The sequence below is a fragment of the Mycobacterium sp. NGS18 genome, assembly GCF_059813185.1.
This window is the reverse complement of record NZ_JCALEC010000018.1, coordinates 1-12,029: the sequence shown is the minus strand read 5'-3', so window position 1 is coordinate 12,029 and position 12,029 is coordinate 1. Positions and strand designations below refer to the sequence as shown.

The 12,029-nt window shown below is 68.7% G+C and carries 14 protein-coding genes, 1 pseudogene and 1 riboswitch; of the genes and pseudogenes, 6 read left to right on the top strand and 9 right to left on the bottom strand.

Going from position 1 to position 12,029, the window contains the following annotated elements; translation table 11 throughout:
• The first annotated feature begins 56 nt into the window (after nt 1-56).
• A complete protein-coding gene (locus AC5Y31_RS20905; protein WP_499982765.1) occupies nt 57-794 on the top strand; it encodes a DUF1906 domain-containing protein in 738 nt (245 codons plus the stop codon).
• A 2-nt stretch (nt 795-796) separates the two neighbouring features.
• Entirely contained in the window at nt 797-1,459 is a 663-nt protein-coding gene (locus tag AC5Y31_RS20900; protein ID WP_499982711.1) for a hypothetical protein, read from the top strand.
• A 55-nt stretch (nt 1,460-1,514) separates the two neighbouring features.
• Here AC5Y31_RS20900 and AC5Y31_RS20895 read toward each other — a convergent pair whose 3' ends face one another.
• From AC5Y31_RS20895 to AC5Y31_RS20880, 4 genes are all read right to left on the bottom strand, one after another.
• Nucleotides 1,515-2,714: a PPE family protein gene (locus tag AC5Y31_RS20895; RefSeq protein ID WP_499982763.1), complete on the bottom strand. Its 1,200-nt coding sequence runs from the start codon at nt 2,712-2,714 to the stop codon at nt 1,515-1,517.
• Nucleotides 2,715-2,728: 14 nt separating this feature from the next.
• The gene (locus AC5Y31_RS20890) at nt 2,729-3,028 is read right to left on the bottom strand and encodes a PE family protein (protein WP_499982709.1); all 300 of its coding nucleotides are present in this window, start codon (nt 3,026-3,028) and stop codon (nt 2,729-2,731) included.
• Between the two features lie 280 nt (nt 3,029-3,308).
• Nucleotides 3,309-3,481, bottom strand: a riboswitch (M-box (ykoK) riboswitch).
• Between the two features lie 266 nt (nt 3,482-3,747).
• Nucleotides 3,748-4,359, bottom strand: coding sequence for a TetR/AcrR family transcriptional regulator (locus tag AC5Y31_RS20885; RefSeq protein ID WP_499982707.1), 612 nt, complete (start codon nt 4,357-4,359; stop codon nt 3,748-3,750).
• On the bottom strand, nt 4,340-5,188 hold the full coding sequence (locus AC5Y31_RS20880; RefSeq protein ID WP_499982705.1) for an SDR family NAD(P)-dependent oxidoreductase: 849 nt from the start codon (nt 5,186-5,188) through the stop codon (nt 4,340-4,342). Before AC5Y31_RS20880 ends, AC5Y31_RS20885 begins: the two co-directional genes overlap by 20 nt.
• 112 nt (nt 5,189-5,300) lie before the next feature.
• On the opposite strand from AC5Y31_RS20880, the pseudogene AC5Y31_RS20875 reads away from it, so the two are divergent.
• Nucleotides 5,301-6,153: pseudogene (locus AC5Y31_RS20875) on the top strand (LLM class F420-dependent oxidoreductase).
• 11 nt (nt 6,154-6,164) lie between these two features.
• Nucleotides 6,165-6,677 (top strand): nuclear transport factor 2 family protein, encoded by a 513-nt coding sequence (locus AC5Y31_RS20870; RefSeq protein WP_499982704.1) that lies wholly within the window; start codon nt 6,165-6,167, stop codon nt 6,675-6,677.
• On the opposite strand, the gene AC5Y31_RS20865 is transcribed toward AC5Y31_RS20870, so the two are convergent.
• The gene (locus tag AC5Y31_RS20865) at nt 6,637-7,503 is read right to left on the bottom strand and encodes an alpha/beta fold hydrolase (protein WP_499982703.1); all 867 of its coding nucleotides are present in this window, start codon (nt 7,501-7,503) and stop codon (nt 6,637-6,639) included. The two genes, AC5Y31_RS20870 and AC5Y31_RS20865, sit on opposite strands and share 41 nt — an antisense overlap.
• Nucleotides 7,500-7,994, bottom strand: coding sequence for an SRPBCC family protein (locus AC5Y31_RS20860; RefSeq protein WP_499982700.1), 495 nt, complete (start codon nt 7,992-7,994; stop codon nt 7,500-7,502). The genes AC5Y31_RS20865 and AC5Y31_RS20860 overlap by 4 nt, the downstream gene beginning before the upstream one ends.
• A gap of 56 nt (nt 7,995-8,050) precedes the next feature.
• Here AC5Y31_RS20860 and AC5Y31_RS20855 point away from each other — a divergent pair, with 56 nt between their 5' ends.
• Nucleotides 8,051-8,674, top strand: coding sequence for a TetR family transcriptional regulator (locus AC5Y31_RS20855; RefSeq protein WP_499982698.1), 624 nt, complete (start codon nt 8,051-8,053; stop codon nt 8,672-8,674).
• Nucleotides 8,675-8,683: 9 nt separating this feature from the next.
• On the opposite strand, the gene AC5Y31_RS20850 is transcribed toward AC5Y31_RS20855, so the two are convergent.
• The gene (locus tag AC5Y31_RS20850; RefSeq protein ID WP_499982697.1) at nt 8,684-9,712 is read right to left on the bottom strand and encodes a fused (3R)-hydroxyacyl-ACP dehydratase subunits HadA/HadB; all 1,029 of its coding nucleotides are present in this window, start codon (nt 9,710-9,712) and stop codon (nt 8,684-8,686) included.
• A gap of 81 nt (nt 9,713-9,793) precedes the next feature.
• A complete protein-coding gene (locus tag AC5Y31_RS20845; protein ID WP_499982695.1) occupies nt 9,794-10,231 on the bottom strand; it encodes an Rv1443c family protein in 438 nt (145 codons plus the stop codon).
• Between the two features lie 28 nt (nt 10,232-10,259).
• Between AC5Y31_RS20845 and AC5Y31_RS20840 the strand changes: the two genes are divergently transcribed.
• Nucleotides 10,260-11,003 carry an SCO6745 family protein gene (locus AC5Y31_RS20840; protein ID WP_499982761.1) on the top strand — a complete coding sequence of 248 codons (744 nt, stop codon included), beginning with the start codon at nt 10,260-10,262 and terminating at the stop codon, nt 11,001-11,003.
• Nucleotides 11,004-11,136: 133 nt separating this feature from the next.
• Here the strand turns inward: AC5Y31_RS20840 and AC5Y31_RS20835 are convergent, their stop codons facing one another.
• Entirely contained in the window at nt 11,137-12,027 is an 891-nt protein-coding gene (locus tag AC5Y31_RS20835; protein ID WP_499982693.1) for an IclR family transcriptional regulator, read from the bottom strand.
• Nucleotides 12,028-12,029: the final 2 nt, after the last annotated feature.

The window sequence follows — 12,029 nt, the reverse complement described above, 5'->3', positions numbered from 1 at the left end:
ACCCTTCCCCTGTGAGGCGAGCGGTTTCCCGGCGCGAAGTCCTGCGGTACACCGCGCTGCTCGCGCCGGCACTGGCCGTCCCCGGCTCCCTCGGGGCAATGATCGGCACCCCGACAGCGGCGGCCGAAGGTGTGCAGCTCATCGACTTCGCCGACCGGCTGGTTCAGCCAGAGCAGATCAAAGCGGCCGGCTTCGCCGGAGCCCTGGTCTATGTTTCGGAGCTGCGGCCGGGCGCCACTTTCGATTTCAAGCCGGTCACCCGCGACTATGCAGACCGGCTCCGAGCCGCCGGCCTGCAGGTCGTCAGCTGCTACCAGTACGGCAAACCCGGATGGGCGAACTCCCCGTCGGACTTCACCGGCGGCTACGACGGGGGAGTGGCCGACGCCCGCACCGCGCTCCGGCTGCACAACGCCGCCGGAGGCCCCGACTCAGCGCCGATCTTCTTCAGTGTCGACGAAGACATCGACGCCAAGGCATGGAAAGGCCAAGCGGTGCAGTGGTTTCGCGGCATCAACTCGGTGTTGGGCGCGGCGCGCACGGGAATCTACGGCGGCGCCCGCCAGCTCGGGTGGGCGATCGCCGATGGTGTCATCGGGCACTCGACCAGCCCGGGCCACCGGTGGGCATGGCAGACCAAGGCGTGGTCGGGCGGTGATCGCGAACCGGCGGCCGTGCTCTTCCAGCGAGAAGTCGTCACCGCAACCGACCCGGGCTTCATGATCGACGACATCCACGTCGACGTGGATGACGTCCTGGCACCCGACTTCGGCCAGTGGGATCGGTTTCGCTGATCATGAGTGACAAGCCCTGGGACGTAGCGCGGGTGGCGCGCTGGTCCGGCACGGTCGGATTCATCGTTCCCGCGCTCACGCTGGTGGTGTATCCGATCTGGTCGTTCCCGGGTACCCAGACGCTGGCCACCGACGTGGCGCAGTGGACCGTGGTTCACCACGATCGACTGGTCGTGACGATGCTGCTCAATACGGTCGGCGTGACGATCTGGCTGGTGTTCGGTGCGGCGGTGTGGACGTATCTGCGTGACCGCCTTCCGGTGCGCTCGATGCTTCCACTGTGCTTCGCCGCCGGTTTCGTCGGCTGCGTGACGCTGCTGCTGAGCGGCTTCACCGCGTTCGATCTGCTGCTCTATCGGCAGAACCACAGCCCGGAGATAGCGGGACTGCTCTACGACCTGGCCTTTGGGCTGCTGGCCATGTCGGGAATGCCCACCGTGGTGGCGCTGGGGGCATTCGCCGTCGCGGTGTATACCCACCGGGTGCTGCCGCGGTACACCGCCCACCTCGCGCTGGCCGCCGCCGTGGTGCATCCGCTGCTCCTGCTGGCGTTCATCGTCGACGACGGACCGCTGTCGCTGGAGGGTTTTTCGATCACCGGGATGCCGGGCTTGTTGTTCGCCTGGATTCTCGGCACAGCGCTGGCGATGCCACGCAGGCCATAGTGACCAAGGCGGCCATATCGCCTCCGCTGCGCACGCCAGAGCCGCTCCGATGTAGCTACCCGACCACGACCGGACGCGGCATCACGGTGGGTTTGACGCCATAGCGCGGCGTGCCGAGCCCGAAGCTGCCGCTACGTCCGCCACCAGGCATCGGCGGCGGCATGGCGGTCATTGCCCTGCTCTCCGGGGCGACCGTCCAGCCACTGCCCGTTCCGGCCGTCGGCGCAGCTGCCGGGACGGCGGTCGCCCAGTTCGCTGGTGCGGACAAGGATCCGACCAGGGTTGCTCGGCCCACTCCGGCCGACACCGTCGAGCCTGTGCCGCCGACCGCAGCTCCGGCAGCGCGGCCGGCGGCCTCGGTCGACGCCAATGTCATACCTGGCGCGGAGCTGAGCCCGCCCCCAGTGAGGGCGGCTGTGCCGCCCTCCATCCCGCGGGCCAAAAACCCGAGCGTGGCCAGACCCGCGAAGCCCTCGAGGTTCCCGCCCGGGTCGAAGATCCCGGTTGCGGCGATCGTGTTCCACAGCTGCGCGTTGATATTCAGGCCCGAGCCGTCGTCATGGCCCCAGGTTCCGTCGAAGAGGCCGTCGAAGAACTTCGTCCAATGCCAATCCGGGTCCGTCGGCCTCGTGCCCTCGGCCGGCGACGCCATGCTGCGCAGTGCGCCGGGCACCTGGTCGTGCGCACCGGTGTCGGCGGGCAGGGCGCCCGAACTGCCCTGCTCTTCCGGACTGGTGGTCTCCGGCGCTACCGCGAACGGGATCAATTGGGTGGCAGTGGCTGAAGCGGCGGCGTAGCTGTACATCGCGACGGCGTCCTGCGCCCACATCTGCGCGTAGCGGGCTTCGGTCGCCGCGATCGCCGGCGTGTTCTGCCCCAAAGCGTTGGTCTTGACCAATGCCGCCAACATCACCCGATTGTCCGCGATCGCCGGCGGCGGCACCGTCATGGCGTAGGCCGACGCGTAGGCGTCGGCGGCGGCGTAGGCCTGTGCCGCGGTCTGCTCTGCTTGTTCGGCGGTGACGCTCATCCAGCTGATGTAGGGCTCGGCGGCCGCAGTCATCGCCGACGCCGACGGACCCCACCAGCCTTGGCTGACCAGACTCGCTACCGCCCATTCGAAAGATATCGCCGCAGAACGCAATTCCGCAGCCAGTAGGTTCCAGGCCCCTGCGGCGGACAGCAGCGGCCCGGCACCGGGACCGGCGTACATGCGGGCGGAATTGATTTCCGGGGGAACTGCTCCGTAATCCATCATCAGAACACCTTTCACCAGATCGAGATGACGTTGGCAGCGTCGGTCGCTGCATAGGACTGCGCGCTGCGCTGCAGCGTGGTCACGAACATCTCGTGCACCACTGCGGCACGCTTGCTGATCGCCTGGTACGTCTGTGCATGTCGGGCGAATTGTGCGGCGGTCAGGGCAGAGACCTCGTCGGCGGCCGCCGGGACCACCCCGGTCGTCGGGCCGGCGGCAGCCACGCTCTGCGCGGCCACGGCGTCGCCGATGCCGCGCAGATCGGCCGCTGTAGCGGTCAGCTCGTCGGGAAGTGCGGACACGAAAGACATCAAAACTCCTTTAAGAATCGCGAATTGCAATGCCGCGTGGCGAGATTCGCGCGCGGAAGACGCGCTCAGGCCAGTGGGCGGACAGCGCGGGAGGGGGAGGGGCCAACCGATTCAGAAAGCGAAAGCGGCGCCGCGAACGGGTTCGAACGAAGTGATCGCCGAACTCGGATAAGGACTATCGCTCGGACTCAATGTCGCTCTCACCTCCTCACGGCCAGGGCACACGGGGATGCCGGCACGGCGTGCACATCAGGGAGAGCCGGGCCGACAGAACAGCCGGGCGGCACCCCTCTCGTCAGAGTTTCAGCACTGCACGGCGTATCCGGCCAGAATCCGGAAGCCACTTGGGCTCAACCCTTAAGCCGGGAGGAGCTGTCCTGACCCTGGGCGTCTCTCGACGTTGGAGGTCAGTGGCCTGTATCCGTACAGACGCCTCGCCTAACGAGGTGCGTTCGCCGCCATGGTGGCAGCAACGGTGGGCGGAGTCAACTCGACCGGCGTGCCGCTCCTGTCGCACCGGCGCGATCGCGACGCGGAAATCGGCTGGAAGTCAGCGCATTTCGCAGAGAAACGTCACGCGAGGCCGACGCGGACGCCGGTCCGATGCAGTGACAGTCGAAATACGCTGGCTGTCAGCTGCATTCATCACGGCAGGGTTGTCTGTGAGAGGCGCGCCGTTGAGTCAGCGTAGAACTCGCTGTGCGCGGCGTGGCAGTGCGCTATGCGCCGGTAACGGGCAGCCGGGCGTCCCGCCAGGGCGCCAACAGCAGCTCGCAGGCGCGGCGCATGTCGGCCTCGGCCTGCGCGGGTGTGGTCTCGCCCATCACCGCCCACGACAGGATGCCGTAGGCGCACTGCTCGACCAGCAGCGCGAGCTGGGTGTCCTCCGCCGTCGGCTCAGTGATCCCGGCAACGGACACGATGGTGCCGCGCAGGTTGAAGTCGCCGCTGGCGGCGGACTCCGCCCGCCGGGCGTTGACCGAGGTGATCATCGCCCGGGCCAGCAGCGGCCGGGCCAGCATGCCGCGGCAGACGCCGGCCATGAGTTCGGTGACATCGGCGGCCGGACACCTCGTGGGCGGCCCGGGTGGTTTGACGGCGCGGGTGTAGTGCAGCAGCAGTGCCGAGAACAGATGATGCTTCGTCGGGTAGTAGCGGTAGACCGTGGTGATCGATACCGCCGATTGGTCCGCCACGTCCTGCATCCGGACGCCTTCCAGCCCGTCGCGGGCACCGAGCCGGGCAGCGGTGGCAAGGATCCGGTCGCAGCGCTGCCGCTGCGCGGCTGTCCGGGGAGTTGCCGGCTCGCGGTCACTCGGGGGCCGGGGCATCGGGGCCTCGCGCCGCAGACGGCGTGCCGCGCAGCAGCTTCTGCATCATCCGGTGGGAAGTGAGGACGGCTTCGGCCCGATCCGATCCGGCGTGTAGTGCCGGGTTGTCGGCGTGGGCAGCGACGACGTGCACCGGGCCGTGGGGGAGCTGCATGAGACCTTCACGGGCCACGTCCGCGGGATCGGACACCCGCATCCCGGGAATGTCGAAGTTCAGCCCGACCCGCTGCATGGCCGGGGTCTTGGTGACGCCGAGCACGAGTTCGAGAACGTGCACGTTGTACTGACGCAGTTCCAGCCACAGGCCCTCGGCATAGATCCGGGTGAACGCTTTCACGCCGCCGTACACGGTGTGCCGCGCCGAGCCCAGATAACCGGTGAGCGAGCCGATCAGCAGTACGCCGCCGCGGCGCCGAGCGCGCATCGAGCCGGCGAAGTGATAGATCAGCGCCAGCGGCGTCGTCACGTTCAGATCGATCACCTGGTGGAAGGCTGCCAGGTCGCCGTCGAGGAACTCCGCGCTGTGGGTGTTGGCGCCCGCGTTGTAGATCAGCAGCCCGACCTCGAGATCCACTGTGACCGCAATGATCTGCGCGACGCTGTCGGCCCGCGACAGATCCAGGGCCAGTTCGCGGACGTCCACGCCGAGCTCCCGGCAGCGATCAGCGGTGTCGCGCAGCGGTGCCGGCTTGCGCGCGATCAGGACCAGGTTGATCCCCGCACGGGCCAGCAACAGGGCGAACTCCGCACCGACGCCTTCGGAGCCTCCTGCGATCACTGCCCAGGGCCCGTACTGCGGCCCCCAGTCCGGGTGGTCACCGCTGGACAACAGCTGCCTCCATAACTAAAATTCACTTTAGTTTATCCCGAGGTTACCCCAGCCACGCGGCGCAAGGAAAGTGCATGAAACCAGTGCGGTACGACGCCCCGCGGGCCCGTTGATGCGCGTCGGCCTCTTCACACCGGTCGTCATCCAGGTCCCCGGCACGGCGTCCGACTGGGAAGCCGGCGGCAGCATCGAGGACGTCGCCGAGATAGCCGCTGCCGCTGATGAACTGGGGTTCGCCCATCTCACCTGCTCCGAGCACGTCGCCGTACCGGTCGAAGTGGCCGCCGTCCGCGGCGCGACCTATTGGGACCCGTTGGCCACCTTGGCTTTTCTGGCCGCGCGAACATCGCGGATTCGGCTGGTGACGTCGGTGGTGGTGCTGGGCTACCACCATCCCCTGGAGATCGCCAAGCGCTACGGGACCCTGGGTCGGATCAGCGGCGGCCGGCTCACCCTCGGCGTGGGGGTCGGTTCGCTGCGCGAGGACTTCGACCTGCTCGGCTGCGAGTGGGAGGATCGCGGGCCCCCGCGCCGACGACGCGATGCGAGCCCTGCGGGCATCCTTGTCGAACACTCGGCCCTCCTATGACGGGCGCTACTACCGGTATGACGCGATGATCGTGGAACCCTGCGCGCTGCAACCACGAGTACCGATCTGGGTGGGGGGACGCACGCGCCGGTCCCTTCGGCGCGCCGTGGAATTGGGTGACGGCTGGACGCCGTTCGGCCTCGCACCGGCTGAGATCACGAAACTGCTTGGCTCCGTGGCACTCCCCGACGATTTCACCGTCGTGCTGGCGACACCATTGCTGGACCCGATCGGCGCCCCGCAGCAGGCCACCGAGCAGATCGGCCGCCTTGCCGAAGCCGGGGCCACCGATGTCAGCTGTGTGATCTCCGCACGATCCCCCGCGCACTTTCGTGAGCAGCTGGCGGCTCTTGCGCAGCTCACCAACCTCGCGTGAACGGAGCGCCCATGAATGAGCAACGGCTGGCCGACCTGGAGCGCCGGCTACAGCGGATCGAGGACGAACGCGCGATCGAGCGGTTGATCGCCTCCTACGGTCCGCTGGTCGATACCGGCGATGCCGAATGCGCCGCCGCCCTGTGGGCTGATGACGGGGTGTACGACGTCGAGGACTGGCTCATGCAGGGCCGCGACGACATCGCGGCGATGGTGCGCTCGTCGGGACATCAGGATCTGATCAACCGCGGCTGCGTGCATTTCCTGGGCCCGGCCGTGGTCATCGTCCACGGCGACGACGCGGTCGCGGTGTGCGCCTCGACGCTGTTGGTCAAACGCGACACCGGCTACCAGGTGGCGCGCGGGGGCGCCAACTACTTCCACTTCCGGCGGGACGCCGAAACCGGACAGTGGCAGATCGTCACACGGATCACCCGCCGCCTGGATGGCAGCGCCGAGAGCCGCGCCCTGTTGGTGGACGGAGTCAGAGGACGGATCCGAGAAACTCCCGCGCCAGGCGAGTGAACTCTTCGGGCCGATCGTAGGTGACGATGTGCCCGGCTCCGGCGATGGTGGCCAACTGTGAATTAGCGCTGGCAGCATGGGCTTTCGCCAGCTCAGCGGCACCCACCAGCGGATCGTCGGCGCCGCGGACCCACAGCGTCGGTATCGACAGACGCGGCAGCTCGGGTAGGAGATTGAGCCGCATCGAGGTCGGGCCGTAGGCCTGGATCTGCCAGTCGTCCAGCGCCTTCTCGCCGTGCCGGTGCTTGGCACGGGCCTCATCCACCGCGGCGGCGACGATGACGTTGAAGTCCGGAGTGCGCTCTGCCGCAGACAGATTGGCGATCATGGACCGGCGGATGGCGGCGGGAGAGCGGGCCAGGTACCAGGAGCCCGCGCGCAGTAGGCCGGGTGTGCGCATGACCAGCCAGGTCAAGAACTGCGCCGGGCGTTTGGCATCGAGTCCGCCGGGCCCGACCGCGACCAGGGCGCTCACCCGCTCGGGGTGCGCCAGGGCGAAGCCGGTGGCGATACCGGCGCCCAGTGACAGCCCGATGAACGCCGCCCGCGGCAGTTCCAGCGTGTCGAGCAGTTCGGCGAGGAAGCGGCGAAAGAAGGCGTCGTCGAGCACACCGTGCCACGGCCTGCTGGCCCCATGGCGGGGCAGATCGATCACGTGCACCCGGAAATCGGCCGCCAGCGCCGGCGCGACCCGGCGCCATACCCCCTGCGCGGTGTCGAGCATCGCCCCGTGCAGCAGCAGCAGCGGCAACCCGGTATCGCCGCCGCGGTAGCACCGCACCGGGCCGCCGGCGACGGTGAGGTCGGTGTAGTTGTCGAAGATCACGGGCGGCCCCGCAGACTCGCGGTGCGTCGCAACATCCGCACGTACACCGACCACGAGCGGCGCGGCCCGCGACAGCCCAGGTTCGCCGCCGCCTTGTCCAGGGCGTCCTCGACGAGCGCGTCATGCAGCCAGCGCCAGACCAAGGGCCAGCTCAGCCGGGTCCAGCCCACGGTGTTCGCGACGAGGCGGTGGCGCAGCTCGTAGCCGGCGGCCACCGCCCGGGCTTCCCACTCGTGATAGCCGTCCAGCCCGGCGGGCCGGCGGAAGGCGAACCGAATCCGCTGGGCCGGCTGGTATGCGCTGACGTCATAGCGGATCGGTCCGTGCCCGCCCGTCGCACCGACCGCCAAGGGCCGGTCCAGTCGTATCGCCGGCCAGTTCTCCCGGGGCCACAGGCGATCGTCGTCGCCAGCGAGGCTGTCTATCAAAGCGCCCACCCGGTCGAGGCTATCGACGGTGAACACCCGACTGTGCACATTGTCGACTCGCATCCCACACTCCAATCTAGAGAAGAGTCGCTAATTGATTAGAGAGTACTCTCTACTTCATGCCGATGCCAGAGAAGTTCGCCGCGGACGACTTCGTCGACGCGGCCATCCGGCTGATCCTGGCGGGCGGGCCGGGGGCGGCCACTGCGACCGCGGTCGCCCACGCGGTCGGCGCGCCCAGCGGGTCGGTGTATCACCGGTTCCCGACGCGGCGTGACCTGCTGGCCGAGGCCTGGCTGACGCCGGTGCGCCGCTTCCAGGACGACTTCCTGCCGGTGCTCGCCGCCGACGGCGACCCGGTGGGGATCGGCATCGCCGCCGCGCGCCACGTGCTGCGCTGGAGCGCCGACCACCGGGAAGCCGCCGCCCTGCTGGCTCGCTACAGCCGCTCCGATTTCGTCAGCGCCGACTGCTCGGCTGCGGTCGTGGCAGACGCCGACGCGCTGGACCGGCGCGCGGCCGAAGCGCTCGACGGCTTCCTGGCCCGGTTCCCGGCGGGCGATCGCGACCGGGTGCTGTTGGCCGTCATCGACGCGCCGTTGGCCTTGGTACGTCGCAGTTTGGCGGCCGGCGGCCCCGATGCCGATACCGCGGCGTTGGCCGCCGATGTCGCCCGCAGGCTGCTCGCCGGCGATGAGAGGCGGCCGGTCCCAGCAGCTGTCGGGTTAACGCCGATCGGATAGCTCAGGCGCTCAGCGGAACCGGACGTTCAACGTCGCCAGGCCGAAGATCTTCTTCTCCGCCGTTTTCGCGCCGACCAGGATGACCCCGCTGCGGGTCTCCGGATCCAGCGACTTGATCTTGCCGCTGAACTCGATGTCGGCGCCCTCTTTGGCCGACACCACCGCCGGCGCCGACAGTCGCACCGCATACCGGGTGACCGCCCCCGGGTCACCGGTCCAGGCGGAGGCGAAGCCCGCGCCCAGGCCCATGGTGAGCATGCCGTGGGCGATCACGTCGGGCAGACCGGCCAGCTTGGCGATCTCCTCGTCCCAGTGGATCGGGTTGGCGTCACCGGCCACACCGGCGTAGTTCACCAGGTCGCCCCGGGACAGCCGGGTGTGCCGCACCGGCAGCACGTCGCCGACCTTCACCTCGTCGAAGGACGGCGTCGCCGGGGTCCGGGAAACGCCGCCCTCGGACAGCGGGGCCCCGTCCCCGGGCCGCAGCGTCTTCTCGTAGGCGGCGTCGGATTCACCGATGCCGAGGATGTTGACGTCATGCATCATCGCGTTGTGCACGGCCGACTTGACGTCCGGGCCGATGTCCTCAGCGGTCACCCCGACCACGGTGGTGTGCAGCGTGTGAACCCGCTCGCCGGCGCTGTCGGTGAAGGTGTTGGTGACGGTGATCAGATCGCGGCCGGCGATCCGGCGCACCGAGGTCAGCTCGACGTCGATCTTCAGCTCGTCGCCGGCGACGATCGGCCGGTGCTGCTCGAAGACCTCCTCGGTCTGCATGTAGGTGTCGTAGCCGACGACCACCGACTCGAACATCTCGCGGTTGCAGCTCATGCCCGGCGTCGAGGTGAAAGTCAGCGGCGCCACCACGTCCGAGTAGCCCAGCTCCGCCGCCGCGGCGACGTCCCAGTGCGACGGGTGGTAGTCCTGCACCGCTCGGGCGTACTCGCGTACCTTCTCCCGGCCGACCAGGTAGGTGCCGTCCATCTGGTAGTAGTGGCCAACCCGGGCTTCCATCGGCGATGCGTCTGCTGCGGTCATGGATGTGCTCAACCGTTCTGTCGGCTTGTTTGCTGGACCCGACCAGAGCACCCTAGCGCGCCCACCCGGTGCCGGCGGAGGTCAGGCGAGGATGGCAGCAAGGCTGCGCCAGCGGCGATGTCGGTGGGCGAACATCAGCCGGATGAACATGCGAGTAGCCAATCCTTTGATGCCGGCATCGGTTTCGATCTCATCGGTGTAGCGGCAGCGATGCTCATCGACGGGGGTGAAGGTGAGGCGATGGTTCCAGGTATGCACCGGACCGCCGTGCTCGTTGGTGTAGATCATCAGATCGTCGAGCTCTTTGATCTCGAGGTGGTGGGTCCACGCCGGGATCACACCGAACCACCACAGCCGCGCCGACGCGCGGGTTCCCACCTCGAGGAGGTCAGGGGCGGCCAGTGCGGGCAATTTCAGGACCGGCGCGAGAACGAATTGCATCAATTCGGGTTTGCGTGCCAACGCAGCGGCATGCTCCGCTGAAAGCGGTAGCTCGGTATGCAAGACAACTGTGCTCATTTTGTGTCAGCCTAGCCAGGTGAGCGATATGGAGACGTCGGCCGCTGCCACCGGTGCGGCGATGGAGCAGGCCGTCGCGGTGTTCATGCTGCATCCGGAGACCTTCGCCGACAGCATCGCCGCCGGCTATCAGAATCCACTCGCCGGTTATGTCGCCGGACGCGGTGGCGTGCTGGGCGAGGCCGCCGGCGCCACCGTCGGTGCGGTGTTTGCAGTGTTCGAACCGACTGCACTGAGCGCGATGTGGGACGAGGGTGTCGCGGTGCGCGGCGCTGCCGGTGCGGCCCAACAGTATTGGGCCCAGACGGCCGAGTTCGGGCGCAAGTATTTCGCCGGCGCCCAGGGTCTGGATCGGATCGCCGAACTGGGGGAGAAGGTCATCGCCGCGACGCCTATCGCGGGGCTGCCGCTGTTCGCCGGCTGGCGGGCGATGCCGCTGGCCGCCGATGCCCCAGGCCGGGCGCTGCAGGTGATGTTCATCCTGCGGGAGCTGCGGGCCGGCGTGCATTTCAATGCGCTCGTCATCTCCGGTATCTCCCCGATCGAGGCGCACATGCTCAACAAGGGGCCGCAGTACGCCGCGATGTTCGGCTGGCCCGAGCCGTTCGCCGACGGTGCCGGCAAGAAGGACCGCTACGACCAGATCGAACAGGCGACCAACCGGCGCATGGCGGAGCTGTTCGCGGGCGCGCTGACCGCGGGAGAAGCCGAGGAGCTGGCCCGGTTGAGCACCGACGCGCTGGCGTCGATGCAGGCCGCCGTTCCGGGCTGACCTAACTGGTACCGGCTTATAAACCCGGCGGTCCAGCGAGGCTCGACGGAGGAGAGCCGAAGCTGGGACCGCCGCATCAATCCGGCGGTCCAGCGAGGCTCGACGGAGGAGAGCCGAAGCTGGGACCGCCGCATCAACCCGGCGGTTCGTCGGCCAGGGCGGCGCTGAGCCGGCGGGTCGCCGCCTGCAACTGCGTCCCCAATCGGGTGACCGCCGCGCCGCTCAGCGGGTCGGCGCTGGGAACCAGGCTCAGCATCAGGGCGACCCGGGATCCCGGCGCCAGGATGGGGGAGTCGATGTGGCTGACCTTGTAGGTGCGCTCGGGCGCCAGGCTGATCGGGAACCACTCCTCGGTGCGGATCAGTTCCTCGGTCAATTGCTGCGTCAGCTGGCTCAGGCGGGTGGAGCGCACCTCGGCGCTGCGCACGATCAGCGCCAGTTCCTGCAGGCGTAGGTCGGGCAGGATGTGCAGCCCGACCGCGTAGCCGCGTTGTTCGGCGGCGGCCAGCGCCTGGCGGTAGTGGGTGCGCGCGTCCTCGGGAAGGGCGGCCAGCCACTGCTCCCGGGCATCCGGCCCGGACCAGGCGACGATCGACGCCCCGTAGGGCGGGCGGTGCGGGAACTGAGTGCCGATGGGCATCGGGTGACCGCCGCCCAGGGGGCTGCGGACCTGATCGACGACGGTGGAGTGGTCACCGCTGACCGAGAAGGCGACGCAATGCGCGCCGGTGGCCGCCGACAGCTCGGCCATCGCCGAGCGGGCCAGCACCAGGGCCGGATAGCGGCCCGCTGCTTCTCGGCCGAGCCGGACCAGGGCCGGACCGAGGTGGTAGGACTTGCGAACCGGGTCGCGCAGCAGCCAGCCGGCCCGCAGCAGTTCGGCCAGCATCGAGTGGCAGCTGGCCTTGTGCACGCCCAGCTGGCGCGATATCTCGGCCAGCGTCATGCCCTCATTCCCGAGACCGGTCAGGTTCTCGAACAGCTGCACCACCCGTTCGGTCTGCGGGGAGGGACGCGGCGCCATAG

Excerpts from the sequence above, each read along its gene's own strand:
- AC5Y31_RS20900 (WP_499982711.1), top strand. The coding sequence starts at position 797 with ATGAGTGACAAGCCCTGGGACGTAGCGCGGGTGGCGCGCTGGTCCGGC.
- AC5Y31_RS20895 (WP_499982763.1), bottom strand. The coding sequence starts at position 2,714 with ATGGATTACGGAGCAGTTCCCCCGGAAATCAATTCCGCCCGCATGTAC.
- AC5Y31_RS20890 (WP_499982709.1), bottom strand. The coding sequence starts at position 3,028 with ATGTCTTTCGTGTCCGCACTTCCCGACGAGCTGACCGCTACAGCGGCC.
- AC5Y31_RS20885 (WP_499982707.1), bottom strand. The coding sequence starts at position 4,359 with ATGCCCCGGCCCCCGAGTGACCGCGAGCCGGCAACTCCCCGGACAGCC.
- AC5Y31_RS20870 (WP_499982704.1), top strand. The coding sequence starts at position 6,165 with ATGAATGAGCAACGGCTGGCCGACCTGGAGCGCCGGCTACAGCGGATC.
- AC5Y31_RS20860 (WP_499982700.1), bottom strand. The coding sequence starts at position 7,994 with ATGCGAGTCGACAATGTGCACAGTCGGGTGTTCACCGTCGATAGCCTC.
- AC5Y31_RS20855 (WP_499982698.1), top strand. The coding sequence starts at position 8,051 with ATGCCGATGCCAGAGAAGTTCGCCGCGGACGACTTCGTCGACGCGGCC.
- AC5Y31_RS20850 (WP_499982697.1), bottom strand. The coding sequence starts at position 9,712 with ATGACCGCAGCAGACGCATCGCCGATGGAAGCCCGGGTTGGCCACTAC.
- AC5Y31_RS20845 (WP_499982695.1), bottom strand. The coding sequence starts at position 10,231 with ATGAGCACAGTTGTCTTGCATACCGAGCTACCGCTTTCAGCGGAGCAT.
- AC5Y31_RS20840 (WP_499982761.1), top strand. The coding sequence starts at position 10,260 with ATGGAGACGTCGGCCGCTGCCACCGGTGCGGCGATGGAGCAGGCCGTC.
- AC5Y31_RS20835 (WP_499982693.1), bottom strand. The coding sequence starts at position 12,027 with ATGGCGCCGCGTCCCTCCCCGCAGACCGAACGGGTGGTGCAGCTGTTC.